The organism is Streptococcus symci, assembly GCF_006385165.1.
GTDB lineage: Bacteria > Bacillota > Bacilli > Lactobacillales > Streptococcaceae > Streptococcus > Streptococcus symci.
The window spans coordinates 198,834-225,010 of sequence record NZ_VFJA01000003.1; the positions used below are offsets into that span (position 1 = coordinate 198,834).

Here is a 26,177-nt window from a genome sequence, read left to right on the forward strand (position 1 = left end):
CTAGTCCTCCTTACCATGTTGAGATGCATTGATTTCGCGATAAACTTGACTAAATTTCATCAAGTCCTCGTGCTTGCCGATAGCTAGGAGCTCTCCTTTTTCTAAGAGTAGAATCTGGGCAGCCATCTGTAAAGTCGAGGTTCGTTGAGAAATCAAAATTAAGCTCGTATTTGGCAAATTTTCTCGGATAGCTTTCAAGAGCTTGGACTCAGTGATAGTGTCCAGTGCTGAGGTAGCATCATCTAAGATAAGAAACGGAGCCTGGCGCAAGACTGCTCGTGCGATAGACAGCCTTTGTTTTTGTCCACCTGAGAAATTTCGTCCTCCTGTCTCAACTAGGGCATCCAAAAGTCCTTCCTTTTCACTGACAAAATCCTTGGCTTGTGCAATTTCCAAGGCCTGCCAAAGTTCTTGGTCCGTTACTTCGTGATTGAAACCTAGAGTCAAGTTGGAACGAATAGTTCCCTTAAAAAGTTCGACTTTTTGGGATACATAAGCAATCCAGGACCGCCACTGCTCCAAATTAAGAGGACTACGTCCATCACGATAAAGGTCAATGCTTCCCTTGTCTGCTGGATAAAGTCCAAGGATGAGTTGCACCAAACTTGATTTACCAGAACCCGTTCCCCCAATGATACCAAGGATTTGCCCTTGCTTCATATCAAAGGAAATATCTCTCAGAGAAGGCTGGGCCGCATCAGGATAGGTAAAGGTCAATTCTTGGACTTGTAAAACCTGATCACTGGTAGCTTGCTTTTGTTCTAATTTTGAATGAATATCTTCTGGAGCCTCAGCAAAAACTTCCTCGATTCGTTTGGCAGAGATATAGGACTGGTTGAGAGAATTGATCAGCATGGCTAGCTTGACCAATTCCACCAAGATCTGTAGGAGATAATTAATAAGGGCAATGAGAGCACCTTGACTTAGCAATCCTTCTTGAATAGAAACATATCCCTGCCAGATAATAGCAAGAAGAGTTCCATTGACAATCAGATAGGTCAAAGGTGTTAATAAACTAGACCAGAAACCTGTTTTTTCTTGTAATCTAGCATAGACTTGGTTAAGAGTTTGAAAAATCTGTAACTCTCGTTTTTCTTGTCCAAAAGCACGAATAACCCGCATTCCTTGTAATTGCTGACGTGTTTCCTGAACTAGTTGGTCCGTTTTCTTTCTAAGACTGCTGTAGAGAGGATTAACCAGTTTAGAAAGCCCTACAATAACAATGGTCAAAATGACAACCATGACCAAGAACCAAAAAGTCAGCTCAGCTGAGATGCGATAAGCCATAAAAATGGCACCAAAAACGATAATGGGTGCTCGCAAAAAGAGACGCAGGAATTGATTGATTCCAGTCTGAATCTGGTAGGTATCCGAAGTCAAGCGAGTGACCAAGCTAGAAGTTGTCAGACGATCTCTACTGTCCTTAGGTAAAGATAGAATATGTCGATAAAGATCGTTTGTCAATTCTTTGGCAAATCCAACCGCAGCCTTAGCTGAGTAGAACTGGGCTATTAAGGCCACTACAACACCAATTACTGCAAAGATAAGGAGCAAACCAATCTGCATCCAGAGATGACCTTGATTTTTCTGGGGCAAGGATTGGTCAACAATCCCAGCAATCACCATGGGAACCAAGAGCTCAAACACAGCTTCTAGTAACTTGAACAAGGGGGCTAAAATTGATTCCTTGATGTAGGATTTAAAGTAAGATAATAGGTGTTTCATAAATCCCTTCTATTCGTATTCTGGAAATGAAGAAAGTGGGAAGCACCCACCCTCTCTGTTTTATTTGTTTAAGTAAGGCAGTAGATAGCCATATCCTTCCTCTTCCATCTCATCCTTGGATACAAAACGCAAGGATGCAGAATTAATACAGTAACGAAGTCCACCTAACTCCCGAGGGCCATCTGTGAAAACATGACCCAAGTGAGCATTCCCCGACCGAGAACGAACCTCAATTCGCTCCATTCCATGGCTGAGATCCTTGTAATAATGAATCAATTCCTTAGAAATCGGACGGCTAAAACTTGGCCAACCACAACCTGAGGCAAACTTATCCTTGGCAAAAAAGAGTGGCTCACCTGTCGTAATATCTACATAAATCCCTTCTTCAAAGGTTTGGTCATAAGCATTGGTAAATGGAGCCTCTGTAGCAGCTTCTTGGGTAACACGATAGGATTCTTCAGATAAACTGCCCTTTAACACCTCTTGACTAGGCTTTTCATAGTTAGATGCGTCAATCAATGGCTTCTCAGCATCCGCCACATCGATATGACAGTAACCTGAAGGATTCTTCTTAAGATAGTCTTGGTGGTAATCTTCAGCTAGAATGTAATGACGTAGTTTCTCCACTTCCACTGCAAGCTTTCGCCCAAGCATGCGCTCCTGCTCCTGCACCACTGTGTAGATAGCTGGCAAATCAGCTTCATCTTGGTAATAAATCCCAGTTCGATATTGGCGACCACGGTCATTCCCTTGTTGATTGATGGATAAAGGGTCAATGACACGGAAATAATAAAGTAAAATCTCTCTGAGTGATACTATCTTCTCATCGTAAATCACTTGAACTGTTTCTGCATGGTCTGTTTCCTTGAGCAACTGGTAATTGGTCGTTTCGACTTGACCATTAGCGTAGCCGACACTGGTAGCTAGCACTCCAGAAATGCGGGAAAAATATTCCTCTAGGCCCCAAAAACAACCTCCTGCTAGATAAATTTCTGCCATCTTTATTTCTCCTTTATCAAGTTTTTAACTAATACTCTTCGAAAATCTCTTCAAACCACATCAGCGTCTCCTTAACGTATATATAGGTAACTGACTTTGTCAGTTTTATCCACAACCTCAAAACACTGTTTTGAGCAGCCTGCGGCTAGCTTCCTAGTTTGCTCTTTGATTTTCATTGAGTATGAATATAGTTTTTCTTTCTACTCGAATTCTTTTCAAAAAAAGGATAGGAAGCCCTCTGGTCGAGAGTTTCCCCATCCTATCATCTATTCTTTATTTTGCTTCGACACGGACACCTTGGGTATCAACTTTCAAGTCATGAAGTTTTCCTTTGAAAGGTTGCTTTTCCAATTCTGCCTTAATCGTTGGTATCTTGTCATGAGAAGCCAAAACCATAACTGTCGGTCCAGCACCAGATAGATAGGTTGCATAGGCACCATTTTCTTTGGCCACTTGCTTAATCGTCGCAAATTCTCTCACCAAGTCCTGACGATAGCGCTCGTGGAAGAGGTCTCCCTCGATTGCTTGCCCAGCGGTCACCATGTCTCCTGCCAACAAGGCCGCAACCGCCACATTAGCGATCGAACTAGCAGCAACAGCTTCCTTATAGGACAATTTCTTAGGCAAGACACCACGGCTGTCTCGAGTACGCAATTCATAGTTTGGAATGTAGGCTAGGAAATCACACTCTGGGAAGTCTGCTACAATAGCTGAAACTTGCCCTTCAACGGAACTTGCAATAACGAGATTACCATAGATGGCGGGTGCCACATTGTCAGGATGTCCCTCAATCTTAGTTGCTAACTGCAGTTTTTCGTGATCAGTTAAATTAAGATTTGCAAGTTGGTTAGCTAATTCAATCCCAGCTACAATAACCGAGCTGGAAGAACCCAAACCACGCGCCAAGGGAACATCACTGGTCATTTTCAAGCGTCTTGGTTGCAAGTCTGGTACAATTTGTAAAGCAATTTTTAGTAAGAGATTACGCTCGTCATGAGGAATCCATTTGCCAATCTGGTGTTCAATCAACCACTCTTCTCGTTCTTCGCAGACCTCAATTTGAAGATACTTGGTTACAGCTACACCGACCGAGTCAAAACCTGGCCCGATATTGGCACTGGTTGCAGGTACAATAATCTTCATCTTATTCTCCTAGCACCTTGAAGGTATTCAAGAGGTCGAATTCTGAAACCTTCTTCAATTCAGCTGAGACATTTTCAAGCTGGGCTTTATTAATCTTGTGTGTGATGATCACGACACGCGCCTTGTCACCTTCTTTTCCATCTTGAAGGATTTGCTTGAAGGAAATATCTTGGGCATTAAAGATTTCAGCCAACTTCAAGACCTGACCTTTTGAGTCTGGAGCCAAGATTGAGAAGTAGTAGTTTGCTTTGACATCTTCAGGATTTGCCAAGACCAAGTCACGGCTGTATTCGTTGAAGTCTTTGCCAATGGTACCATCATTCAGGCGACGAACGATACGGACAATATCTGCTACAACACTTGTTGCAGTTGGTTTTTGACCAGCACCTGGTCCGTAGTACATAGACTCGCCGATACCGATAGATTCTACAAAAACAGCGTTCATTACGCCATTCACACTGGCAAGTGGATGTGCTATAGGTAGGAAGGTTGGAGTTACTTCTGCAGCAATTCCTGAAGGAGTTTCCTCGATAGAACCAACTAATTTCACTACATAGCCAAGGTCTTGGGCTACAGCTACATCTTCTGGTGTAATGTTGCGGATTCCCTTGTGGGCTACATCGTCAAAGGCAACCTTCATCCCAAAGGCAAATTGGCTCAAAATCACCATCTTGTAAGCTGCATCGATCCCATCTACGTCGTTTGTCGGGTCGCTTTCTGCAAATCCTAGACGTTGCGCTTCCGCAAGAGCATCATCATAAGACCAGCCTTCTTCCACCATCTTGGTCATCATGAAGTTAGAAGTTCCGTTGACTACTCCAAGCACGCGCGTGATTTTATCAGAAGCCAAGGAATTTGCTAAAGTACGAAGAATTGGAATCCCACCAGCTACTGCTGCTTCGTAGTAAAGTGCTACATTATGCTCTTTAGCGATTTCTAACAATTCTGCACCATGGACAGCCAAAAGGTCCTTGTTAGCAGTCACAACGTGTTTTCCAGCCTCCAAGGCACGAGTGATAAAGGTTTTAGCTGGTTCGATACGCCCCATCAATTCCACTACGATCGTAATGTCTTGATCTGACAAAATATCATCCACATTGGTTACAAAGTTAAAGTCATTCCCTGCTGCAAGCAAGCGATTCTTTTCATCTTCATCCTTGACCAACACCTTAGCAACTTCAATCTCTGAATGTGCTGATTGATTGATTTTTTCTCCATTTTCCTTTAGGAGGAAAGGCACACCACTTGCAACGGTACCAAATCCTAGTAAAGCAATTTTAACTGTCATATTTGTCTCCTCGAAATTTTCTAATATAGCCATTATAACAGAATTTTGTGAAAATTCCTATTATAGTAAATCACTATTTCAGTCTAGAAAAGAAAAAACGAATCAGACGATTCGCTCTCCTTAAAATCTGAAAATAACTTTCCAGAAATGATTATCCAATCTTTTGCAGATTAAGTACTGCATCGTGATTCATCAAGACTTGACCATACTCCTGCAAGACTGAGCGACTGATGTCACTATCGTCCGCAAACTCGCGCATACGAGCCAAAAGCCAAGCTGGATATGGACTTGGATGATTTTCAATATCCACTAAAATGGTCAAATAATAGCGCTCATTCATCTTGTAGAGTTCAGAAGTTTCCATCTCAAAAGTCACTGTCTTAGCAAAAGCCACCAAGTCAGCCAATTTTGTAAAAGAAAGGATGTAGTAGATATAAGGCTCTTTCTTGCCTTCAACTTCTTGTTCAGCCTGCTCCTGCTCTTCTTCCTTGGCTTCGACTTGCTCTAGAGATTGAATGGCTTCGATATCATCCTTAGTTTTGTCTGCGATGCTTTTTTCCAAGGTTTTGATAAATTCATCTGGCGACATTTGAGCCAATTCTTCCATATCTGGTAAATCCGATAAGTCTTCAAAATCTAGATTTTGGTCAATCTTTGATTTGGTTACAAAGAGATCAACCTTATCAGGTTTTGGAGTCACACGGAAACTCAACATACCTGTATCCAAAAAGCTCTCAGGCATCTCTAACTCATCCAAGATGGCATAAAAGAACTCTTCTGTTTTTTCTTGAGGAACGAGAAAGTCAGCAATCTCCATGCCTCGATCCATCAAATCCTCTAAAGACATCGTGATTTTCAAAGTTGTATCACTAATTTGTTTCATTTTCATTGCCAGTAACCTCATACTTTCAGTTCTATCTATTATACTAGATTTTTACGATTTTATCAAAAGAATGAAGCGAGAATGTGATATAATACTAGAGACCATTTTACAATACAAGAAAGAAAGTACAATGAAAAATATAAAAGTTAATGCACTGGCTAGCTTACTAGTCAATGTTCTCAATATCGTTTTTCCGCTGATAACCAATCCTTATCTGACTCGGATTCTTAGCAAATCCAATTACGGTTATTTCAATACCGCAAATACCTGGGCTAGCTTTGTCATTCCTTTAGCCGCATTTGGAATCTATAACTACGGAATTCGAGCTATCAGTAAGGTCAAGGATGATAAAAATAAAATCAACTATGTTTTCTCTAAGTTATTCTATATCTCCATTATTACATCTGTTCTAACAACAAGTATCTATTTCCTATTTATTTATCTGGATAATAGTATTGAAAATTTGAAAGAACTCTACTATATACTTGGTGTCCAGGCTCTCTTCCAATTCCTTTATATCGAGTGGATGAACGAGGCTTATGAAAACTATGCCTTCATCCTTTACAAGACATTGATTATTCGGATTGCCATGCTGGTTGCTATCTTTACCTTTGTTAAAACTGCAGATGATATCGTTCCTTATGCCATCGTCATGAGTGCGACAACTATCCTCAACTACCTGCTCAGTTTTCTTTGGATCAAGAGAGAAGTTTCCTTTGTCAAAATTGGTCTCATGGAATTAATCAAAGCATCTAAGCCACTCTTGACCATGTTGCTTCTAGCTAATGCCAATATGCTCTACACCTTACTTGATAGAATGTTTATCACCAAAGGGCCTGATGAAAACTACATTTCTTATTATACCATTGCTTCTAGCATCGTCATGTTGATTGCCAGTGTCCTGAGTGGAGCTATCAACGTCAGTATTCCACGTCTCGGCTACTATCTCGGTAAGAAAGACTACGAATCTTATAAAAATCTTCTAAACCAAGGAGCCGCCCTCTTTTATTTTCTTATCATTCCAACCAGTATTGGGATGATGGTATTAGGAAACTACGCTGCAGTCATCTACTCTTCTGAAAAATACCTTGAAGCTGGTATTGTGACTAGTGTCTTCGCCTTTCGAACTATCATTTGGGCTATTGAGTTGATTCTCGGTAAACAAATTATCTTCATCAACGACCACGAAAATCGTTTAACAGCCTTTTACTTTATTGGTGGCGGAGCTAATATCCTACTCAACAGTCTCTTGTATTTCAATAATATTTTTGCACCAGAGTACTACATTGCTACTACTATTATTGCAGAAACTGTAGTTGTTCTACTGGAAATTTACTTTATCAAGAAGCATCATCTGCTTGACTTAAAAGAAATATTTACTACTTTAACACGCTATACTATTGTATCGCTCGGATTCATTCCAATTTATTTCACTTTTAAATTTCTTTTCCAAATCAACTCTTATACAGTCAACCTCAATATGATACTCATGGTACTCTTGACTGTTGCGACTTGCGGTATCTATTATCTCTTGACGCTATTTCTTACCAAAGATAAAACACTCCACTATGCACTCAATCTTGCACTTGCTAAGATTAAAAGAAATTAAAAGAATCCCCTGCTAATAGACTATTCTACTAGCAGGGGATTTTCTCATTATTCCTTTTCTTTCTTGTCGGAACTACTTGACTCTATAATTGAGTCCTCTTTTTGTTTTTCTGAATTAGAAGAGTTAATTTCTTTATGATTTTCTTGCTTTTCTGCCTTATTAATCTTGTCTGATTTATCAGTTAGAGTAGATGTTTCCTGTTTGTTTGTAGAATGATTTTGCTGCTTATCAACAGTAACTACTTGTCTCCATACACCTTCTTCATTAACTTTATAACCATCAGGTGTGGTAGAATTTTTCAATAAGGAACCATCTGCTTGGAAATAGTACCAATGACCATCAACCTGTTTCCAGCCAGTTTGCATCGCTCCTGTTGAATCAAAGTAATATTGATCACCATTGACTTTTTGAAGGCCAACCAACATAATACCATCTTCAGGATTTAGATAATACCAGACGCCTTTGTCTTTTATCCAACCAGTTTTCATGGCTCCATTTGATTCAAAGTAACGGTAATGATTATCAAACCATTTCCAGCCAGTCTGCATGGCACCAGATGCACTAAAGTAATATTGCTTGCCATCTACTTGATTGAGTCCAACCAACATAGCGCCTTCCTTAGATTCAAGATAATACCACATATCATGATCTTTTAGCCAACCAGTTTGGAGTGCACCAGATGAGGCGTAATAATGCCAGACATCATTTGACCACTGCCAGCCAACTTGCATGTTACCTGAGGATTTAAAGAAATAGGTTTTTCCATCAATCGCTTTAGATCCTACGGCCATGATACCTGTTTCTGGATCCAAATAATACCATGATTCTTTATCTTTCAACCAACCAGTTTTCATAGCACCTGAGTTCGTATAGAAGTACCAGCTATTGTCTTGCCACTTCCAGCCAGTCTGCATGGCACCACTAGCATTCAAATAGTAACGAATACCCTTTATATCTTGTCTGCCAGTTAACATGATGCCATCTTTATCCAGATAATACCATGTTTCCTGATCCTTGACCCAGCCAGTTTTCATAGCTCCAGAACTTGCAAAATAGTTCCAGTGACCATCAACAAAGGCCCAGCCAGTTTGCATGACACCTTCTTGATTAAAGTAGTATGTGCTTCCATTGATATTCTTTTTACCGACAGTCTTTAGACCATCCTCATCATAGAAATACCAAGCTGAATCAATCTTTTGCCAAGTTGAAGGCTTACCTGAAATTTGTAGTACGCCACTTTCGCTAAAGAACATCTTCTTACCATTAAAAACTTGGTGTCCTGTCAGCATCTTACCATCTGCCGCAAAAAGGTATTTTTTCCCTCCAATTTCAGAGAGCTCGCTAAATCGTCTAGCACCATTCGACTGGATATAATACCAAGAGTTATCTAGCTTGAACCATCCACCAGTTTGCATTTTACCATTTTTGTTCAGATAGTAATCATTCCCCTTGGCATTTTCTCCCCAGTCGTCATTAAGGTGAAGCCAGCGGCCTGCTTGCATTTGTCCTTTTCCATTAAAGAAGTAAGTGGCTCCGCCAATCTCTTTCCAGCCGATAGCCATTTCCCCGTCAGACAAACGATATTTCCAATAGCCATCTTCTTGATACCATTTTTCGTCAACTACTGGGATATCAGGGAAGGTATTTGAAACATTAGCAAATCCTTTATCGCTAATATCAAAAACAGTAGCGTCTTGAGTTTGGCTAGCAGCACGAAGAACCTGAATATTTTTCTTCTGAAGGTATTCTCTAGTTGAAGCAACATTAATATCTCCACCAGTTGTCTGAATAATCATTTTTGGTGATAAGTTTTCAAGGAAATTAATCGTATTTGAAATTGTCGCATCATAATGGTGGTTCCATTTCATCATATCAACCTTGCCGATAACTGGACCTAACTTATCTTCTGCTCCTTCGGCATTATCCAAATCTCCACCAAGATAGATTCTCTTTCCTGCCACAGTCACTACTGAAACAATGGAGTTGGAGTTATCATCTCGAACTTTTTTCAGATTCCCATCAGCATCATATTCATTCTTATAGTTGTAGAGCTGGATATCCATATCACCTAATTTTATATGGCTATCCTCATCTGAAATATTCTGGATAAGCGCAACTCCTCGTTTTTGAGCTGCTCTCAAAGCATTATCATAATTGAAAAGATTATCCCATAGACCCCACTTTGCTGTGATTCGATCATCTGAATATTTTTTCAAATAAAACTTACCAACCTGATAACGATTGAGTATTTCGTCTGCTCCACCAATATGATCACTATGAACATGAGTTCCTATGATAAAATCTAATTTTTTAACACCTATTTCATCTAGGTGGCGAATCAATCTATCCTCTAATACTTGATAATTTCTCATAGAAATTCCCCAACGACTTGGATAGCGTGGGTCACTCCCATCAGGAAAATCATAGTCTTCTCCCATATCAATCAAAGCATAGTGACCATTGCTTTCCAGAAGGATGGCGTCACTCCCAGATTTTGCTTTAGTATTTATGAAATGGATACGATTGCCCGAACCTGCAGAGATAGTATTTGCATCTACTCCTTGCGATAACTGAATCAGCGCTAGAAAGAATACAAGAAAACTATACCCAACTAATTTTATTAACTGTTTATTTTTCATCTTGAAAACCCCTTTATTTTAAAAGATAAGAAACTTATACTAATCAATCCAATAATTTTTATCTCCTCCTGGCACTTGTTGCTCAATGGGTGGCGGACTCATATAGTTTTCTCCAAATTCGTAGACAAGTAATTCATGGTATTTTCTAGGAACCTTGACCACAATGTTTTCATACGGCATATCAATCAAATCATAGAGCCATTCTTTTTTTATACCATCTGGATAATAGGAATCATAGATAGTACAAGTGAGATCTGTTGCTTGATCCACACTATACTTCAAAGCAAGACTCTCTAATTTTTGGTTCCATATCTGTGGGGAAGTTAAACGAAAAATAGCTGACCCCATATAACGAGGGAGATTTTTAAGTCCACCATTCTCAGACTTAATCCCTTTAAAATTCAAAGAAGAAAGACGAATGAAATATTTGTAGAGCTTCATTTTCTTCTGGTCACTTTCTTGCGTTACGACACCATCATATGGAAAGATGTCAACGCAGGTTCCCAATACGACCGTTTTATCTATAAGATTAGCATCTCGACGTGTCCTCACATCATAGACTCGCATATAACTGTAAGGATACCCCTTTGTTTCTCTGAATGAAATTAATTTGTAGTAGGGATGATTTTCATTTTTTAAAACCTTATACAGTTTTTCAAACTCATCACGCGCTAAGGAAATATCTGTATCATCATCCCAAGGTATAAATCCTTTATGGCGTACAGCTCCTAGTAATGTTCCAAAATCAATAAAATATTTGATATGATGTTGTTCACAAAGATCATGAAGATACTTCAAAATATCTAATTCTACTTGTTTGATTTCTTCAAGAGTTAAAGTTCTTTCAGACATAGGTTTTATTCTCCTAATTTTGACTATATTTTTAAACGTTTCTTAATCCCAATCCAGTTATTTAGACTTTTTAACAATCTTCCACAATTTAAAATCATGATGAGATACTCTTTGTTCAACTGGCGGCAATTGCATATAATCTCCGTAGTCTGAGGTCAAAATTTCATGATATTTTTTCGGAATAGTAAATTTCTTACCTTCAAATGTTCCAGTAGTAACTTGTTCTAGCCATTCGCGTCTCCACACTGGTTTGTTCATATCCTTGTAGATAAGATAATCCACTTCCTCATAATCTGACACTTTACGTGATTTAGCAAGTTCTTCAATTTGTGCAACGTATTTATTTGTATTTGTGAAATAAAAAATAATAACTGAAATATAGCGTATCAGTGAATTCAGAACACTTTTCGTATTGGTGATACCTTTAAATGTATAGCAACTCAATTGACGTTTCTTTATCAGCTTTGTCATCTTGTTCTTGAAATTGGCATCATTCTCGTAGCCATCTACAGGGAAAATATCTACATAAATCCCCATATTTGAATCAATACGAACATCTTCTTCTAGCAAGTAGGTATGGTTATCCTGCACTTTCATGAAGGGATAGACATAGTTGAGATTATTTTTATAAGACATCACTTCGTAACGTTCATCAGGGTTAGCAATAAGATAGTCTTGCAACTTTTCATAATCTTCTCGTAACATACAGATATCCATGTCATCATCCCAAGGAATAAAACCTTTATGACGAACCGCACCGATAAGACTGCCATAAGCTAGGAAATATTTGACACCAATTTTCTGGCAAGTTTCATGAATGTATTCCATGATTCCTAGTTCCATCTGTTGGATCTCTCTAATATCAGTTACTTCCTGATAACGAATACCTTCATCACGTTTGCAAACAACTAATCCATAACCAATAATCAACCAAAAGATAATATTAATAAAGTTAGTTGAGTACATAATCTGACTTTCAAATAATTGACCGAACAAGATACCAAAGAAAAGAATCATAATCAACTTTTCAGAGTTCTTTTTAGAAACAATCAAATAAGTCAAAAAGCGCTTAATTATATATCCTAGTAGAAGTAGAAAGGATACTAAACCTAAAATTCCAGAACTAACAAATATCGTTACCAAAATGTTATGGAAATTTCCACCAATAAGAGAATTTTGAATCTCAAATTTACTGAAATATTTTGTGTAATAATCTGGAACATTTCTTACACCATAACCAAAAATTGGTTTCTCACTTCCCATTTTTATAGCATTTTTCCAAATATAAGTTCTGCCACTAGGTGTTGTTTCTATTAGATGAAGTTCACCTGTTTTTTTTATAACTGAAGAATCCGTTTCTGCATAAGATTGTCCTTTATTTAAGTCTAATACAGTCGCTTTCCCCGAGGATATGTAAATAGAGGTTACATAACTCAATCCGATGTTAGCAGCAGAAACAAGTAAAGCAGAAATAATAAAGATTAGAAATCGCTTAGCTAACTTGCCCCCGTTAATAAAGAAACTATAAAACCCAATCATTAACACTAAAGATAATAAAGCTCCTCTACTTTGCATGGTTGCGAAGTAAACTAATTGAATTACATTATTCAGTTTAAGATAGACAGAATATTTACTTCCTTTATGAATCAAATACATAGCCAAAATAATGCTAATGTATGAAAATATCGCACTAGCATTTGGATTAACAATCCCCCACAGACGTCCATTCATAACACCATAGTAATAAGATTGTTCGCCAATCTTAAATAGGATAAGGACTCTACTTACCAATAAACCAAACGCAAAAATTGCTGAAGAAAAAGATACAATTTGAACCGTATAGGCAATCCAGTCAAATAATTTTTTAAGTTGCCCTGATTCTAACATGGTAAATAATAAAATATAGGTCACCATAAAGAGGATCTCTATCACATTTCCAATCAAATGTCCAGAGCGATTAAAAATAGCTGATAACAGATGACTTCCAGCCAATAGACCAAATAAGGACAGAAATTTGCGATCTACTGTGATTTCTTTCCACTTAAACAATAAGGTACAGCAAATATAAAGTACTACAATCGCTGATAATCCCTTGTAGAGGGGATTTGCTATCTTATAAACCAGTGAACTCATACTTAAAATCGAAATAAAAACAAATAGATACGCAATCCATAGTTTTGATTTTTCAAAGTATTCATCCAATTTTGAAAAATTCATTTTCAACTCCTTCTCATGATATTAGTTTTTTAATCCAACAATTTTCTTATATAGCCATGGAGAAATGACAAGTGAGAGGATCGCTACCTTGCGAAAAGTAGTGAAATAAGCATCCTTCCATATTTCACGTCGATGCTGAACAATCCAAGTCCTCAGCTCGGCTTTCTCCTTTTGATACTCTCCACGTGAAGTAAAGATAATTTTATCGTAAACTGTGATGTACGACCAACATTCTCTATTTTTTAATTCGTGTTTTAAATTAGGAAAAATTTGTGAAACTTGAGCGATTATTTGCTTATAAACTTCTATCGTATCAAATACATACCGATTAACAGATGTTGTCGCACTTCCCTCACGATGATCATAATAATAAATCGGTTTGTCAATAAATACGCTACTACATCTTGTCTTTAGTAACAATTCAGTTAAAAATAGGGCATCTTCAGCCAGGTGATAATTTGTATTAAACTTTTCATCCGCAAGCAGGTCTCTCTTAAACAGTTTTGCGACTGGAAAAAATGACGTTCTGGTAGTCATCAGTAGTTCCTTCATGGTTTCTTCTGTCGACCAGAGTTCTGTTTTTCCAGAATGTGGAGGAAGGTCTGTTACAACGCCATTTTTGATATGGTGTAGAGGAGCAATCACAAAACCTACATGTTCTCCCTCAACTGCACTAGCTAAAGTAGCTAGATAATCATTGGTGACGAAATCATCGCTATCAATAAAAGTTATCCAAGCACCTGTCGCTAGCTGAATTCCAAGATTTCTTGCATTAGAAACACCAGCATTTTCGATATGGTAAACCTTGATATTCTCATACTGATTTGCTAAATCATCACAGATCTTTCCACTAGAATCAGTAGACCCATCATTTATTAGGATTAGTTCAAAATTGGTATAAGTCTGATGAAGAATTGACTCCACACATCGTTCCAAATAGGCTTCTACATTGTAGACTGGAACGATAACGCTTATTTTTTCTCCCATCATGCTCCATATTCTCCCTTGTACTCTCTATAACTCTTATCCATATCAGCGATAACAGCATCATGATGTGGTAGCTGCTTATCTGCTGGTGGAGGTGTCATATAATCACCAAAAGCAGTGCTGAGATAGGCATCATAGCCGACTGGAACGGGCAGCTCTGTCTCTTCAAATGGCAAGAAGAGATTATCTTCAAAGGATGCGATTGGGTACTTGTTTCTCATGTAGCCAGGACCGGAGCATAACTCCGTGATTCCATCGCTCTCAGCCAGACTATACTTGGTCATTTCTTTCTCAGCTTTTTTCCAAATACGATAACGGAGAGATTTGGGAGTCATCCCCAGTAAAATACGGCTTCCCCATTTCATAAGTGCACCATGCTTTTCTGGAATAGTTTGGGCACAAAAGAGTGAATAAATCAAGGCCCAGCGAACCTGTTTCTTTCTCTCAGCTGGATTTTTCGGATAATAATCCAAAGGCAAAACATCCAAAGCCAAACCATGTGGCAAATCCAAATCTTGCTGGTAAGGTTTAATACAGGTAGTTTCCTTGTCACGAATAGTAATAAAAAGATTGCGGTCGACAAAATCCTTGTTACTCTTTGACAAGAAATAACGCTCATCTGCATAACGAGGCCATAATTCTGCCAATTTTTCATAATCCTTACGGGGCATAAAAAAATCTAGATCATCATCCCAAGGAATGAAACCCTTGTTTCGAAGGGCACCAATAGCACCTCCACCACAAAGATAACAAAGCAAATCATGTTCTTTACAAAATGCGACGAAATATTCAGCCATTTCCAGACTACGAGCCTGAATCGCTTTCAAATCACTCATGTCTCTCCTCTTCTGTTCAATAACGAGTTATATCGTTTTATTATACCATAAAAAAGCCTTAAAAATCCATCAGACACTAAGAAAAATCAAAGTTCAAACCACTATTTTACTGGTGATTCGAACCTTGATTTTTCCTGTATTAATCTCCTATCTAATTCCAATTGTAGAATATTCATCTCTACACAATCGTATCATAATCTTTTTCTTTCGTCTTCAAAGTCTCAACAACCTTTGTCGAATAAGCTCCTTTCATAGTTGTATCGAGTTGACTAGAAATCATCCCTAGTGCTGTCTTTGTTGCTAGAGCTTCTGTTTTGATCTTAAAGTCACCATCTGACATCAAATTATTACGCTCATTCAATTTGATCGGTGAATAGATATGACTGATTAGTAAACGTTCTAGTCCCTTCTGAATCTCAATCATATTATTGTTCACTCCTGAGAAGAAATCATTAATCATTTCATCAAACATAAGCTATCCCTTCCTTTTTTCTTGTTCGAGTGTCGTCTTTCGACGATGTAATGTATCTATATCCTCTTCTAATTTTCGTCGTTCTCGTCTATACTCAATCTCTTCTTTTTCAATACTTTGTTCCAAAGCGCGCTGATTTCTTATAAATCCTATGGATACTGCTTGGCTAAAGTCCGAAGCTATTCTGTTTAATCGTGCTCTTTCCTCAGTAGTATCCACGTCCACTTGTCCTAGGTAATGCTGCATCATCTGATACTTTCTTTCCATCATATGCAACAATTGGTTCCGTTTTTGCTGAAGGTTTTCAAATTGTTCTTCTCTTTGTTGGCGAATAGAACGATTGCGTTCATCTAATAAATCTAAATGGTTTTGCTTTGTTCTTAATTTCTGCCAGATTACTTGACTTTCATCCATTCTTTAAAATTCCCTGCTAACTCTTTATCATCTTCCAATTTTTTTTGGACACCATCTGCTATTTGCTTTTCTAAACTTTGAAAATCTTCGGCTAGTTTTTCTGATTTTTTGATTTTTGGATAGAAATAATGATCAAGATCATCTACGATTGTCGTACGAGATACTCCTCCATCAGAATAGGCTGTCGCCACCTCTGTAGGTGATAAAATAAAAGCAAAGGGAACGTGATAAGTGCTCGCTACTATTTTCTCTGCTTTTTAATGCGCTTGACGAACGATGGAACGAATCTCTTCATAACCAGCATTTGCGACTTCATGCAATCCCGATGAAATCGTTAAGGCATGTTCGGAGTCTAAAAAGAGTTCCTCACCACTCGTATAACCGCCTGAAGCCAATGCCTCTTTAGCCTTTGCATAGGAATACAAGCCACTGGAAACCTTATCCAAACCAGATGAATACCGTTTTTCAAACGATGAACGATCATTCTTAATTTTAAGACTACCATCTTCATTAAAAACATAACCGCCCCACAAGTGTTGAGAATATACAAAATCTACCTGTTGTACAGAGTCCACATGATGCATCATCCCTACAACACCGACACTATCCATTCTATTTTTAGGGTAGCCTATAGGAACCAAATCTTTATCATCAACGTAATTATGAATACGGTACTTTATCGCATCCACACGCTGCCGCTGTTCTTTGGTCAAGACCGGATAGATATTCGGGCCTTGGTAGATATAAGCTCCTGAAATACGTGAAATGTCCCTAACATTAGCTAGGGCGTATTGGGCATTCATGGAGCCAAGAGAGTGAGCATAAACTGAGATTTTAGCGTTCGGATATTCCAACATTATATCATCTAAGATAGATGCCGCCGCCTTCAACTGAGAAGTCACCCCTTCTTCACCTTTCAAAATATTTTGAGCCATGGGAATATCATTTTCAAACCAATCCACTTCCCATCCTTTATCAAATGGCGCTTTAGAACCTTCGTAGAGAACAGAAACTTCCGATTTGTCTGGACTCTCAACTACGTAAACCTTTATTCCTGTCTCGTTTTCAATCACCTGACGGACTGTGCCGATATCTTCTATCTCTCCTTTATCATTTATGATTTCCATAGACTCTGTTTCAGAATACTTTGTATATTCTTCATTGGCAATTTTTTGACGTTCATGATCAGTATACTGTCTACTCACTTTTTCTCTCCGTTATTATTTTTTTAAATTTAGCAGAGCTTCCTCCACCATCATTAACTAACTTTCCGCTACTTCTATCTTTATTAATAGTGAAAAATACATATAATTCTTCGTCATTATTTATATAAATTTTAAATTTGATCCCTCCCATTGGACTATGAAAAATGGAATTAATATCTATATCATAATTCTGGATAATATTTCCTTCTTCAAGTGCCCCTTTATGCCTCAGCTTTAGGTTATCTTCTATGATCTTTTTGACTTCCTCACCCTTGACAACCCTAACCATCTCGTCTTGTTCTACTTTTTTCATCACCTTGTATCCTCCTATACTTAATCCAACAATAACTAGTAAACTAGCTAAAACGATTCCTATAATTTTTAATGACTTCATGACATCTCCTTTATGTTATTTTACAAATATATCAAGTACTGATTTACTTATAGTATACCATAAAGATTTGTCTGGACTCTCAACTACATAAACCTTCAATCCTGTCTCGTTTTCTATCACCTGACGGACTGTACCGATATCTTCTATCTCTCCTTTATCATTTATGATTTTCAAGGGATCTGTTTCAGAATACTTTGTATACTCTTTATTAGCAATTTTTTGACGTTCATGATCACTATACTGTCTACTCACTTTTTCTCTCCGTTATCATTTTTTCAAATTTAGCAGAGTTTCCTCCGCCATCATTAACTAACTTTCCACTTTTTTTATCTTTATTAATAGTGAAAAATACATATAATTCTTCGTCATTATTTATATAAATTTTTAATTTGATCCCTCCCATTGGACTATGATTGATGGATTTATCATCAATTTGATAAGACTTTATTTTCCCTTTATTTGTTAAATAAAATTGATCCATTTCTTTCAAATCATCTTCTATAATCTTTTTGACTTCCTCACTCTCTACAATTCTCACCATCTCATCATGTTCTGCTTGTTTCATCACTTTAAATCCTCCTACGCTTAATCCAACGATAACTAATAAACTAGCTAAAACAATTCCTACAATTTTTAATGGTTTCATGACGTCTCCTTTATGTTATTTTACAAATATATCATGTACTGATTTACTTATAGTATACCGTAAAGATTTGTCTGGACTCTCAACTACGTAAACCTTCAATCCTGTCTCGTTTTCGATCACCTGACGGACTGTGCTGATGGAACTTTTTCGAGTTTCTATATAAATATCATTATCAACTTGTAATGTATTATCATATTCTTTTTCAGCAATTAACTTTCGTTCATAGTCGCTATACATAGAATTCATCAGTTTGAGTCTCCCTTTAATTTTTCCAGAGGTGGATTACTCCCACCGCCATTTCTTAATTTACCATCACTATCTTTATGTAAGAAAACACTAACTTTATAACTTGAAGAATCATTTATATACAAATAAACAATTATTCCTCCCATTGGATTATGTTCAAAAGAATCAACTTTATATGATTTAATAATTCCTTTTTCTGTTAGAGCATTCGGATCTATTTGTTTTAAGCGCACTTTAAAAATCTCTTTCGTTTCCTCACTCTCTACAATTCTCACCATCTCATCGTGTTCTACTTTTTTCATCACTTTATATCCTCCTACACTTAATCCAACAATAACTAATAAACTAGCTAAAACGATTCCTATAATTTTTAATAACCTCATGACATCTCCTTTATGTTATTTTACAAATATATCAAGTACTGATTTACTTATAGTATACCATAAAGATTTGTCTGGACTCACAACTACGTAAACCTTCAATCCTGTCTCGTTTTCTATTACCTGACGGACTGTGCCGATATCTTCTATCTCTCCTTTATCGTTTTTGATTTTCACGGGATCTGTTTCAGAATAACTTGTATACTCTTCATTAGCAATTTCTTGACCAGAGAAAATCTCTTGTAAATAGGAAAATAAAAGAGTAGATACAAGCATTTTAGGGTGATAAGATGGCTGACCAAAGGCATGATAGAAGGCGTCGAAGTGACAATCTTCCAAGGTATTCACCACTTTTTCAATAGTAAAGACAAGATGATCTTGTGGTAAGAAAGAACTGATTTCTAGTGGTATAGTTGTTTGATTTGTGTTATAGTGAATAGGCATGGGATAGACTTTCTAAATGGTTTATTAAGCAATTCTATTTTACAAAGACTATCGCAACCATGTAAAAAAGCAACGGCAAATCCGTTGCTTTTTTTGGAGATAAGGGACTATTGTCCAAGGATCGTTATTTTATATTTAAAGTATAGTTTTTTATTTGGAATTTTGTCTTATCTTATCTCATTCCCATTTGAGAAAGTTTAGTTTGATATTTATTTTGGTCTACTAAGAGTGCCTGTCCTCCATAAACATCATAATCATCTACCCAATCACCTAGTTCTGGAACCGTTAATCTCTCAATGCCATTTTGCGCTCCATCTAGGAAGGATAAACCATTTGTCAATAAGAAACTATAGGGAACATTCGTAGAGGTCATCCCAAAGACCTTACCAAGTGCTTCTGATCCAGTAAAAAGTTTAGTTGGATCCTTGAGTTGCTGCAGAACAGCTGTCAGCACTTGCTGTTGTCTCTTGGTACGACCGTAATCACCTTCATCATCATCACGGAAGCGAGCATAATTGAGCAAGGTTGAACCGTTCATCTGCTGTTTCCCAACTTTGATAGTCTGGGTTGGAGACTCTGTTTCTGTAGCATGCAAGTCATCTCCCACCGTAGCTTCGGTTAAAGGTTGACCTTCTAAGGTTGAGAATTTGGCATCAATCGTCACCCCATCAGGGAAGAGAGTGTCAATAGCGGTTGCAAAGGCCTGAAAATCAACCAAGGCATAGTACTTAATGTCCAAGTCAAAATTATCTTTCAATACTTGGCGAACCATTTCTGCTCCTTTTTGGCCTTCCTGTTCCCCTAGTTCATAGGCTACATTTAACTTGTTATCTGTTTGTTTCTTTCCATTGATAATCTTACTATATCCATCAATATAAACTAAGTTATCACGCATGAAGCTGACCAACTTAATTTTCTTATCTGAGCCACCAACGTTTAAGACCATAATAGAGTCCGTTCTTGTTTCAGCACTATTTTGGCCAATCCGTCCATCCGTTCCCATAATCAAAATATTGACCCCATCCTTGGTATCTTGACCATGAAAAACTTCTACTTGAGCTGCCTTAGCATTGGCAGGTTTGTTTGGATCCGCATTTGAATAGCCTTTTAGGAACATAAAAATCATGCCAAAACCGACACAGGCCAGAAGAGCAAGCAATCCTGCAAAAATGCGCCCCCAACGAATCTTACGTTTTTTGGACTTAACCTTTGGAAGAGGATGACTTTTCTGATATTTTTTTGCACGACTACGGTTACCGTAGGTTGGAAGAGGAGACTGATTGATTGGTTCCATGAAAGAATCTTCCATATCGTGATTTTCATTATGAATTTCTGGAGAAGCTTCACTACTACTAGCCATATTTAACTTACCTTGCAGGTATGCAAACTCTTTTTTCTCTCGCTCATTGAGGTAATGAATATTTTTAAAGAGATAGTCATAACGTAACTGCTCGTGATGGTTTAAAGGATTTTCTTTACTCATCTTCTCTCCTTTCCATGGTCTGATATTGGATAAATGGGATAGGCACCCAGAACTTTATACTGGATTCCAATCGCTTCTAATTCTTTTTGGGCAAAGTGGACCAGATTCTTATCGGCATAGTCCACATCGATAATGAAAAAGTATTCACCCAGTGCTGTCTTGAGTGGTCGACTTTCAATTTTTGTCAGGTCAATTCCTCTCCAAGCAAAGGTCGAAAGAGCCTTGTAGAGGGCACCGGGAAGGTTGTCCGGCAAGGTCAAGGCCAAACTCATTTTTTCAGTTTGTGCTTGCAAGGGAATGGTTGCACCTTCAGCTCCCAAAACCCAGAAACGTGTGAAATTGGCTTCCATTTCCTGAATGTCCTCAGCAATCAGTGCTAAGCCATATTCTTCAGCAGAACTCCTAGGCGCAATGGCTGCATAAGGCTGGTCTGGATGTTCGGAAATAAAACGGGCCGCATAAGCTGTACTAGCTGTTACCTCGATTTGGGCATCTGGATATTGTTCATCGATGAATTTCTTTCCTTGAGCCAAGGCCTGTGGATGTGAAAAAATCTTTTCAATCTTAGTGTGACCTGGAACCACCATCAACTGCTGATGAATAGGCTGAACGATTTCTGCTACTGCTTGGATGCGAGCCTGATGAAAAAGGTAGTCTAAGGTTTCATGAACACTACCCTCGATAGAATTTTCAACTGGCACCACAGAATAGTCCACCAAGCCTTGCTCATAGGCCTTGATGACATCTGTAATGTTGGCAAAAGCCTGCAATTCCTCATGAGGAAAAGCTGTCTGCACAACATGGTGTGAAAATGATCCCTTGGGACCTAGATAAGCAATTTTCATCTCAGTTCCTCTATAATTTCCTCTGGGCTTAGCTTGGTCACATCCAAAACCCGACTGGCAACTTCCTCATACCAAGTCTGTCTTTCTTGGAAAATAGCTGCTAATTCTTCCTTGCTATTATTTAGAAAAAGCGGGCGCTGATTGTCTTTATCAGCTGATATGCGTTGGTAGAGGGTGTCAAAATCAGCTTTCAGGTAGATATTATCAGAATTTGTCTTTAGTAAGTCACGATTTCGCTGAGAAATAACCACTCCCCCACCAGTTGACACAACTTGATCTCTTTGTAGTAAATCAGCTAATACTTCTGACTCTACCTGTCGAAAGGCTCCTTCTCCCTTTTCAGCGAAAAATTCCGCAATGGACATACCTAAGCGTTTCTCAATCAGGGCATCCATATCAAGGTAATTAGGGTCCAAACCTCTTGCAATAGTCGATTTGCCAGCCCCCATAAATCCTAGTAATACCTTAGCCATGAATCAAGCTCTCCAAATCATCAAAGAAGCTAGGATAGCTGGTATTGATAGCTTCAGCACGATCAAGCTCCACTTCTCCATCTGCAACCAAGAGGCCCGCGATAGCCGTCATCATGCCGATACGGTGGTCTCCAAACGTATTGACTCTAGCACCATGAAGGGCTGATTTCCCTTTGATAATCAGTCCATCAGCTGTAGGAGTAATATCTGCTCCCATGCTATTTAAGGCGTCTGCCACAACCTGAATGCGATCTGTTTCCTTGACCTTGAGCTCCTCAGCATCCTTGATAACTGTTACACCTTGGGCTTGGGTCGCAAGAAGAGCAATAACTGGCAATTCATCAATCAAGCGTGGAATCAAAGCGCCACCAATCTCTGTTCCTTTCAAGTCAGAAGACTCAACAGTTAAGGTAGCAGATTTAGCGACTGGGTCAATTTCAGTTACTTCTAATTTTCCACCCATGGCGCGAATGACATCGATAATACCGGTGCGCGTTTCGTTGATACCCACATTCTGCAGCACTACACGAGAATTCGGAACAATCAAACCTGCGACCAACCAAAAGGCTGCACTGGAAATATCTCCTGGCACGACCACCTTTTGTCCTGACAATTTTTGTGGTCCTTGGACTGTGATTTTCTTACCATCCACACTTAAATGACCACTAAATTGTTGCAGCATATCTTCAGTATGATTACGAGTGCATTCTTTTTCGATAATTACAGACTCCCCCTGGGCCTGCAAGGCTGCAAACATCAAGGCTGACTTGACTTGGGCAGAGGCAATTGGCAACTCATAATGAATAGGTCTTAGGTTCTTCGTCCCTTTTAAATGAAGGGGAGGAAGGTCTCGCTCAGTTTGCCCTGAAATGCTGACGCCCATTTTTTTCAATGGAATCGTCACACGGTCCATAGGACGTTTGGAAAGACTGTCATCTCCAAACATTTCTACTTCAAAGTCTGCACCAGCAAGAACACCTGAAATCAGGCGAATCGAGGTGCCAGAATTTCCCATATCAAGGGCATTTTGCGGAGCTTTTAAACCATCCATACCTACACCTTGAATGGTAATAACCCCATCTTTGTCCTCAATTTCAACACCAAGGTCACGAAAAACCTGCATGGTCGAAAGAACGTCTTCACCTCGCAGAATATCATAAACCTTGGTCTCACCTTCAGCCAAACTTCCAAAAATAATGGAACGATGACTGATAGACTTGTCACCTGGAACTCGGATACTGCCGTGTAAGTGGCTAATGTTTGTTTTTAGTTTCATACTGGACCTCATACTTGCAATACTTTTACTTATTTTATCATAAAAAGCCAGAAATTCCTTAAAAATTTCTGACTTTATGATAGTTATTTTCTTATTTTAGCAATTCTGAAACTGGTTCGAAAACAATTTTTTCAATGTCAGAAAGGTAAATTGCCAATTGTTGTTGCTTGGTAAAGAATTCTGACAAGAGGCTGTTCCCCTGAATCTGCTTGCCAAAGCCTTCCATTTTCGCTTGGAAGGAAGCGTCTGGCATTTGACCTGTCTGTGCTAATTTTTGAATTTCCTCTTGGAAGGCAACATATTCTGTGAAGATTTTACTTGCCTCAGCATCTGCTGAAATAGCATCTTTAGCTGCTTTAACAGCCTTGTATTCTGGCAATTCGCGTAGACCGCGACTGAGTTCGTTTGCACTATCGTAAATATTTGACATGATTTTCTCCTTATTTGATAACGACTGTGTAGTCGGTATTTTCTGTTATGAGATGCTCAGCTCTTTCCAAGTCTTGAGCATTTTTAAATGAAATTTGTAGGATCCCGTGAATATCTTCACGGTTTTCCTCATTGATGTGAATATTGACCAAGGAAGTTCCTCGTAGCAATTCCAAAATCCTCAGGATGACATCTTCTTCATCGGGAACGTCAACATAGAGATCGTAAGAACTATCCACTCCACCACGCTTATGGATTTTCATGGCCTGACGTTGCTCACGCGCTTGGTTGAAAAAGTTCCAGATTTGCTCCTCATCTCCCTTGCTGATGGCCCGGCCAACCTCATCCAAACGTTCCTTAAAATCCTCAATCCGCTCTAGGATTGTCTCGCGATTGGACAAGAGAATGGAGGTCCACATACCTGGCTCGCTTTCCGCAATTCGGGTCATATCTCGAAAACCACCTGCCGCAAAGCGCCTTGCCATCTCATGTTCTTGAGCATAAACCGCAGTCTGTTCCATGAGACTGGAAGCCAGAATATGAGGAAAATGGCTAATCTGAGAAGTGACTCGGTCATGCTCCTTGGCATCAATCTCAATAAAGCGAGCATGCAGACCTGAAAGCAGATCCTTCATTTCCTCAAGCGTGTCAGGACTTGTCAGACTCGAAGGCGTGAAGATATAATAAGCATTTTCAAAAAGATTGACATCTGCCGAAGCAGCCCCTGTCTTGTGGCTACCAGCCATGGGATGGGCCCCGACAAAGCGAACAGACTTGCCAGCCAAATACTGCTCCGCCGTATCCACAATGGCTGACTTGGTTGAACCAGCATCTGAAATAATGACCCCTTCTTTCAAGTCCAAGTTGGCCAACTCCTTAATGAAAGCAATGGTTTGTTTGATTGGCAAGCTGAGGACGATGATATCTGCCAAGGGAGCAAAACTGGCAAAATCATCTGTTGCACGGTCAATCATGCCTTCTTTCAAGGCGATATCTCTCGAAGCTTGACTGCGATTATAACCTAAAATTTCATAATCCGGATGATCTCGTTTGATACCGAGTGCCATGGAGGCACCAATCAAACCAAGGCCTGCGATATAGACTGTTTTTGCCATAGGAACTCCTTAATAGTTCTTTGTATAGTCTCGGTGTTGGGCTACCGCTTCTTTTAGTTCCTCAAGATTATCTGATGAGAATTTTTCAAGGATTTCTTGCACCAGAACCGTAGCCACAACAGCTTCCATGACCACACCGGCAGCTGGAAGAGCGGTCGGATCACTTCTCTCCACAGTTGCCTTGTAAGGTTCGTGGGTCTCGATATCTACACTCATGAGTGGTTTATAAAGAGTAGGAATGGGTTTCATGACTCCACGAACAACAATGGGTTGCCCATTGGTCATACCACCTTCGAAACCACCTAGATTATTGGTACGGCGAGTATAACCGTCTTCTTTAGACCAGAGAATTTCATCCATGACTTGGCTGCCTTTACGATAGCCAGCTTCAAAGCCAAGACCAAATTCCACCCCTTTAAAGGCATTGATAGAGACAACAGCTTGGGCCAATCTTGCATCCAATTTTCTGTCCCATTGGACATAGGAACCAAGACCAACTGGAACACCTCCAACGACTGTCTCCACAACCCCACCGATGGTATCACCGTCACGTTTGATTTGGTCAATGTAGTCCTTGATTTCCTGTTCTCTTTCTTGGTTGACAATAGAAACTTCAGACTGGGCAGCTCTTTCCTTAATTTCAGCGACTGTCAGATTCTCAGGAACATCTATTTCCTTGCCACCAAAGACAACGACATGGTTGGCAATCTCCATATCCAGCTCAGCCAAGAGGCGCTTGGCTACAGCTCCCACTGCCACCCGCATGGTGGTTTCACGAGCTGATGAACGCTCCAAGGAATTACGCAAATCATCAAAACGGTACTTGATGCCCCCAACCAAGTCGGCATGACCTGGTCGAGGATGGGTGATTTTTCGTTTGCTTTTAAGTCGCTCTTCAATGTCTTCCGCAGACATAATATCCAGCCATTTTTGGTGGTCCTTATTGATGACATCCATTGTAATAGGAGCCCCTGTCGTCTTCCCATGGCGAACACCCGAAGTAAAGATAACTTGGTCGCTCTCAATCTTCATACGGCCACCGCGGCCGTATCCACCCTGACGGCGTTTAAGGTCCCCATTGATATCCTCAGCTGTCAAAGGAAGTCCAGCTGGAATTCCCTCAATGATAGCCGTTAGACGGGGGCCGTGTGATTCTCCTGCAGTTAAATATCTCATA

27 protein-coding genes and 1 pseudogene are annotated in these 26,177 nt (G+C 39.1%); 1 reads left to right on the forward strand and 27 read right to left on the reverse strand.

Annotation, left to right across the window (positions count from 1 at the left end):
* The 5 genes from FJN11_RS07620 to mecA all read right to left on the reverse strand — a co-directional run bounded on the left by FJN11_RS07620 (position 1) and on the right by mecA (position 6,044).
* On the reverse strand, positions 1-1,725 hold the full coding sequence (locus FJN11_RS07620; RefSeq protein WP_140224254.1) for an ABC transporter ATP-binding protein: 1,725 nt from the start codon (positions 1,723-1,725) through the stop codon (positions 1-3).
* A 60-nt stretch (positions 1,726-1,785) separates the two neighbouring features.
* Positions 1,786-2,724 (reverse strand): peptide-methionine (R)-S-oxide reductase MsrB, encoded by a 939-nt coding sequence (gene msrB, locus FJN11_RS07625; RefSeq protein WP_049551700.1) that lies wholly within the window; start codon positions 2,722-2,724, stop codon positions 1,786-1,788.
* A gap of 273 nt (positions 2,725-2,997) precedes the next feature.
* Positions 2,998-3,867: a homoserine kinase gene (gene thrB, locus FJN11_RS07630; RefSeq protein WP_049552486.1), complete on the reverse strand. Its 870-nt coding sequence runs from the start codon at positions 3,865-3,867 to the stop codon at positions 2,998-3,000.
* Between the two features lies 1 nt (position 3,868).
* Complete coding sequence (locus FJN11_RS07635; protein WP_140224255.1) at positions 3,869-5,155, reverse strand: homoserine dehydrogenase; 1,287 nt, start codon at positions 5,153-5,155, stop codon at positions 3,869-3,871.
* Positions 5,156-5,306: 151 nt separating this feature from the next.
* The gene (mecA, locus tag FJN11_RS07640) at positions 5,307-6,044 is read right to left on the reverse strand and encodes an adaptor protein MecA (RefSeq protein ID WP_140224256.1); all 738 of its coding nucleotides are present in this window, start codon (positions 6,042-6,044) and stop codon (positions 5,307-5,309) included.
* A 124-nt stretch (positions 6,045-6,168) separates the two neighbouring features.
* Between mecA and FJN11_RS07645 the strand changes: the two genes are divergently transcribed.
* On the forward strand, positions 6,169-7,647 hold the full coding sequence (locus FJN11_RS07645) for an oligosaccharide flippase family protein (protein WP_125431063.1): 1,479 nt from the start codon (positions 6,169-6,171) through the stop codon (positions 7,645-7,647).
* Between the two features lie 47 nt (positions 7,648-7,694).
* Here FJN11_RS07645 and FJN11_RS07650 read toward each other — a convergent pair whose 3' ends face one another.
* From FJN11_RS07650 to aroC, 22 genes and pseudogenes are all read right to left on the reverse strand, one after another.
* Positions 7,695-10,286: an MBL fold metallo-hydrolase gene (locus FJN11_RS07650; RefSeq protein ID WP_125409990.1), complete on the reverse strand. Its 2,592-nt coding sequence runs from the start codon at positions 10,284-10,286 to the stop codon at positions 7,695-7,697.
* Between the two features lie 39 nt (positions 10,287-10,325).
* Positions 10,326-11,138, reverse strand: coding sequence for a LicD family protein (locus FJN11_RS07655; protein WP_049487269.1), 813 nt, complete (start codon positions 11,136-11,138; stop codon positions 10,326-10,328).
* A 57-nt stretch (positions 11,139-11,195) separates the two neighbouring features.
* Positions 11,196-13,355 (reverse strand): LicD family protein, encoded by a 2,160-nt coding sequence (locus FJN11_RS07660; protein ID WP_049487270.1) that lies wholly within the window; start codon positions 13,353-13,355, stop codon positions 11,196-11,198.
* A 21-nt stretch (positions 13,356-13,376) separates the two neighbouring features.
* Complete coding sequence (locus FJN11_RS07665) at positions 13,377-14,345, reverse strand: glycosyltransferase family 2 protein (RefSeq protein WP_140224257.1); 969 nt, start codon at positions 14,343-14,345, stop codon at positions 13,377-13,379.
* A complete protein-coding gene (locus FJN11_RS07670) occupies positions 14,342-15,178 on the reverse strand; it encodes a LicD family protein (protein WP_140224258.1) in 837 nt (278 codons plus the stop codon). Before FJN11_RS07670 ends, FJN11_RS07665 begins: the two co-directional genes overlap by 4 nt.
* A gap of 178 nt (positions 15,179-15,356) precedes the next feature.
* Positions 15,357-15,650, reverse strand: coding sequence for a hypothetical protein (locus tag FJN11_RS07675; protein ID WP_042750982.1), 294 nt, complete (start codon positions 15,648-15,650; stop codon positions 15,357-15,359).
* Positions 15,651-15,653: 3 nt separating this feature from the next.
* Entirely contained in the window at positions 15,654-16,064 is a 411-nt protein-coding gene (locus FJN11_RS07680; RefSeq protein WP_140224259.1) for a hypothetical protein, read from the reverse strand.
* Positions 16,046-16,255 carry a hypothetical protein gene (locus FJN11_RS10850; RefSeq protein ID WP_246039362.1) on the reverse strand — a complete coding sequence of 70 codons (210 nt, stop codon included), beginning with the start codon at positions 16,253-16,255 and terminating at the stop codon, positions 16,046-16,048. Before FJN11_RS10850 ends, FJN11_RS07680 begins: the two co-directional genes overlap by 19 nt.
* A gap of 66 nt (positions 16,256-16,321) precedes the next feature.
* On the reverse strand, positions 16,322-17,269 hold the full coding sequence (locus tag FJN11_RS07685) for an Mbeg1-like protein (protein ID WP_246039363.1): 948 nt from the start codon (positions 17,267-17,269) through the stop codon (positions 16,322-16,324).
* Positions 17,262-17,663, reverse strand: a complete 402-nt coding sequence (locus FJN11_RS07690; RefSeq protein ID WP_125386495.1) for a DUF1310 family protein — start codon at positions 17,661-17,663, stop codon at positions 17,262-17,264. Before FJN11_RS07690 ends, FJN11_RS07685 begins: the two co-directional genes overlap by 8 nt.
* 15 nt (positions 17,664-17,678) lie before the next feature.
* Entirely contained in the window at positions 17,679-17,915 is a 237-nt protein-coding gene (locus FJN11_RS07695) for a hypothetical protein (RefSeq protein ID WP_061590576.1), read from the reverse strand.
* Complete coding sequence (locus FJN11_RS07700) at positions 17,908-18,309, reverse strand: DUF1310 family protein (protein WP_049546345.1); 402 nt, start codon at positions 18,307-18,309, stop codon at positions 17,908-17,910. The genes FJN11_RS07695 and FJN11_RS07700 overlap by 8 nt, the downstream gene beginning before the upstream one ends.
* Before the next feature lie 15 nt (positions 18,310-18,324).
* A complete protein-coding gene (locus tag FJN11_RS07705; protein ID WP_181146396.1) occupies positions 18,325-18,555 on the reverse strand; it encodes a hypothetical protein in 231 nt (76 codons plus the stop codon).
* Positions 18,555-18,938, reverse strand: a complete 384-nt coding sequence (locus tag FJN11_RS07710; protein WP_115904200.1) for a DUF1310 family protein — start codon at positions 18,936-18,938, stop codon at positions 18,555-18,557. The genes FJN11_RS07705 and FJN11_RS07710 overlap by 1 nt, the downstream gene beginning before the upstream one ends.
* Before the next feature lie 213 nt (positions 18,939-19,151).
* Positions 19,152-19,379 (reverse strand): annotated as a pseudogene (locus tag FJN11_RS11025) (transposase); the annotation flags it as partial.
* Between the two features lie 172 nt (positions 19,380-19,551).
* A complete protein-coding gene (locus FJN11_RS07720) occupies positions 19,552-20,862 on the reverse strand; it encodes an LCP family protein (protein WP_049552439.1) in 1,311 nt (436 codons plus the stop codon).
* A complete protein-coding gene (pheA, locus tag FJN11_RS07725; protein WP_049552440.1) occupies positions 20,859-21,707 on the reverse strand; it encodes a prephenate dehydratase in 849 nt (282 codons plus the stop codon). The genes FJN11_RS07720 and pheA overlap by 4 nt, the downstream gene beginning before the upstream one ends.
* Complete coding sequence (locus FJN11_RS07730; protein ID WP_049552441.1) at positions 21,704-22,180, reverse strand: shikimate kinase; 477 nt, start codon at positions 22,178-22,180, stop codon at positions 21,704-21,706. Before FJN11_RS07730 ends, pheA begins: the two co-directional genes overlap by 4 nt.
* On the reverse strand, positions 22,173-23,456 hold the full coding sequence (aroA, locus tag FJN11_RS07735) for a 3-phosphoshikimate 1-carboxyvinyltransferase (RefSeq protein ID WP_049552442.1): 1,284 nt from the start codon (positions 23,454-23,456) through the stop codon (positions 22,173-22,175). The genes FJN11_RS07730 and aroA overlap by 8 nt, the downstream gene beginning before the upstream one ends.
* A gap of 91 nt (positions 23,457-23,547) precedes the next feature.
* On the reverse strand, positions 23,548-23,886 hold the full coding sequence (locus tag FJN11_RS07740; protein WP_000065978.1) for a YlbF/YmcA family competence regulator: 339 nt from the start codon (positions 23,884-23,886) through the stop codon (positions 23,548-23,550).
* A gap of 10 nt (positions 23,887-23,896) precedes the next feature.
* Positions 23,897-25,000 (reverse strand): prephenate dehydrogenase, encoded by a 1,104-nt coding sequence (locus tag FJN11_RS07745; protein ID WP_140224261.1) that lies wholly within the window; start codon positions 24,998-25,000, stop codon positions 23,897-23,899.
* A 9-nt stretch (positions 25,001-25,009) separates the two neighbouring features.
* Positions 25,010-26,176, reverse strand: coding sequence for a chorismate synthase (gene aroC / locus FJN11_RS07750; protein ID WP_125431105.1), 1,167 nt, complete (start codon positions 26,174-26,176; stop codon positions 25,010-25,012).
* Between the last annotated feature and the right edge of the window lies 1 nt (position 26,177).